This is a genomic window from Parapedobacter flavus (assembly GCF_035818675.1).
GTDB classification, from domain to species: Bacteria; Bacteroidota; Bacteroidia; order Sphingobacteriales; family Sphingobacteriaceae; genus Parapedobacter; species Parapedobacter flavus.
The window spans coordinates 1-2522 of the sequence record NZ_JAYKZZ010000051.1 but is presented as its reverse complement, the minus strand read 5'-3'; the positions used below and the strand labels follow the sequence as shown (position 1 = coordinate 2522).

The 2522-nt window shown below is 48.6% G+C and carries 3 protein-coding genes; 1 reads left to right on the top strand and 2 read right to left on the bottom strand.

Annotation, left to right across the window (positions count from 1 at the left end; translation table 11 throughout):
* Positions 1–796, top strand: a 796-nt coding sequence (locus U9S71_RS20775; RefSeq protein ID WP_326329777.1) for an RHS repeat-associated core domain-containing protein, incomplete at its 5' end; no start/stop codon positions are given.
* 216 nt (positions 797–1012) lie between these two features.
* Here U9S71_RS20775 and U9S71_RS20770 read toward each other — a convergent pair.
* Together U9S71_RS20770 and U9S71_RS20765 are read right to left on the bottom strand one after the other, a co-directional pair.
* On the bottom strand, positions 1013–1708 hold the full coding sequence (locus tag U9S71_RS20770; RefSeq protein ID WP_326329776.1) for a hypothetical protein: 696 nt from the start codon (positions 1706–1708) through the stop codon (positions 1013–1015).
* Between the two features lies 1 nt (position 1709).
* A complete protein-coding gene (locus U9S71_RS20765; protein WP_326329775.1) occupies positions 1710–2057 on the bottom strand; it encodes a helix-turn-helix domain-containing protein in 348 nt (115 codons plus the stop codon).
* Positions 2058–2522: the final 465 nt, after the last annotated feature.

Below are 2522 nucleotides of genomic sequence, written 5' to 3'. Positions count from 1 at the left end.
CGGGCTGAAGCAATATGACTACGGCGCACGGTTCTATGACCCGGTGATCGGAAGATGGGGAAGCGTGGATCCGTTGGCGGAGCAGATGCGGAGGCATAGTCCTTATAACTACGGGTTCAATAATCCGATGCGATTCATTGACCCGGACGGGATGCAGCCGCGGCCACCGAGAAGGATTCCTTATGCGTATATGCGGAGCAACCAACGAAGAATGTCGTTCAGAACAACCGCCACCTATACAAGATCTATGAACAGCTATCGACAAACAAGTTCATTCTACAGGGAGCAGGTTTCGCCTAACTATAGCTATATTGGGCTATACGAGACCGAGTCGAAATCAACTTCACCTCAGATTACGAACAATAATACCGCGGGTCAGGCGTTTTCCAAATCCTTGGAGTTTGCGGATGCTGTAATAACGATGACGGAAACCTTTACAGGAAACGGAAAAATTGGAGGGATGACCGGTTCAGGAAAAGGCTATACCGTATCGTTCAGTGACGCCGCTATTCAGAAGCAGTTTGATAAGCTTCAACATGATTATAACAGTAAGATTGAATCCGCAGTTGCTAAAATACCGAAGCCTGATATTGATTTTAGAGGCATAACATCTCAGGAAGAGTTCAATGCGGCCAGTGACCAGCTTGAAGCGTACAATGGCCAGGTTACATTTACCAGAGCAAGCTTCGGGCCGTCACCACTGCAACAGGTAATAGACTATTTACTTAATAACCAAAGTGAGTTTACCAAGAGGGAAGAAACAGAGAGATTGCCTTCCTTTTCCCCGGGAATGTGATAAGCGATTGATGATATGGGCAAGGGCCATCGGTTGAAAAGCAATAAAAAGCAGAGAAAAATAGACGGTAAGGAACCAAAAAAGCTATCCATTCTGTGGCGGATAGTAATAGTGGTTTACATCGTTGTCCTTTTGTATTTTTTATTCAAGTGCGGTGGTAATGGCGCCGATTGGTATCCCGGTAAACCGATATACACAAGATAATGGCAGGAGAGTTTATCCATGCGTGGTACTGATAAATCTGTGTGATTGCTTAACGTATTTTCCCATAAGGTTTGTCAGGTAAGTAATCCAATCGTCCTCAGGGTACAGGGTAGCCATGGCATAAGCAATGACTTGTTCCGGTAGGTACCCACTGCGTTTGGATGACCACCCTTGGTGTGAACCGTCCTGCCATTGGCTAAACTTGAAGGCCGAATTGCCGATAAAGATGCCGAACCCGAAGTATATTGCGGTCAGGTCCGTCAGGTACTCTTCGTCTTCCTCCGGGTCGCCGAGCGTAAGCAGCTTTATGTGGGCTGCTTCATGGGCAATTGTGGCAACCAGGGTATCGAAATCCGGAAGTTGCTGGCGGTTTAACTCAATGATATGCTTTCCATCCTCGCTTCTGTGATAGATGCCTTCCGGCGTATCTGTTTCTTCCGGTGCCAGCATGAAGTCCTCCATCATAGGAAGCGGGTCAAAGAAACGTAACTCGATGTTGTCAGTGGGTGTGCCCATCCGCCCACATACGATGCTAAGTATCCGGTGGGCGTCGGCTTTACTTCCCATAAACTCCATAGGGAAATGGTCGGGTGTAGGGGTAATGGGATCAACATGATGACCGAACTGCTCCTTTAGCCAAAGGAGGTTTACCTCTATCCATTCTTTGTCTTCCTGTATTATGGGTAGTTTGGGTTTGAAGGGCCACATGTTAGGAGGATAGGTGTTTCTTCAATATCGCCTGCAACTTACCCTTTGCGACGAATGCATTGAGCAGTACGAAGACGTGTTCCCTGTTACCCTCGGCGAGGGTGCCGACATCCTTCATCAGTTCAGCTGTCTTCCAGTCGAATGCAGGCCCGTCGGTCTCGCCCCAAGGGTAATCGAGCGTGACGCCCAGCGCTCTTGCCAGTTTCTTGGCGGCCTCGATGGAAGACACGGCATCGCCGCGCTCATGCTTGCCGATCATCTCGCATGATACGCCGCTATCGGTAGCCAGTTCTCCCTGTGACCATCCCTTTTCCTCGCGCGATGTTCGTATGATATTACCTGTTTCCATGGCTTAAACCATCCAATTGGGTCTGATAATTACGTGTTAATGCAAAAATACGTAAATAAAGTGCATAAAGAACCACTATTATCCGACTAAAGTCGGCGTTGCTTAATATTTGTAATCTTATGGCTGTATGGCTCATTTTATTCGGATTCCAAAAGCTGATCTCCCCCTGCCGTCAGAATAATGCGAGTTGGCCGACACCCGGTGGTCCTTGTTCGGTAACATTGTAATCTCCATTTCTGCTTTTAGCAGCTCGTATACGTCGAGCAGACTGATCAGGTGGATGCGTATCAGCGTGGCGACCACGTACAATTATCCCGCCTAGGGTGGCATCCTGGGGGCAGACGCGCGATTATTCGCTGTCGTGTTAGCTTTTCAACGGTGCTCATGAGCTCGCCGCCTTTCCGTGGCGGCTCGGTCTCCATCGACGGCATTGAGTACTACAATGGCACGATGGAGCTGATCCAT

Excerpts from the sequence above, each read along its gene's own strand:
- U9S71_RS20770 (WP_326329776.1), bottom strand. The coding sequence starts at position 1,708 with ATGTGGCCCTTCAAACCCAAACTACCCATAATACAGGAAGACAAAGAA.
- U9S71_RS20765 (WP_326329775.1), bottom strand. The coding sequence starts at position 2,057 with ATGGAAACAGGTAATATCATACGAACATCGCGCGAGGAAAAGGGATGG.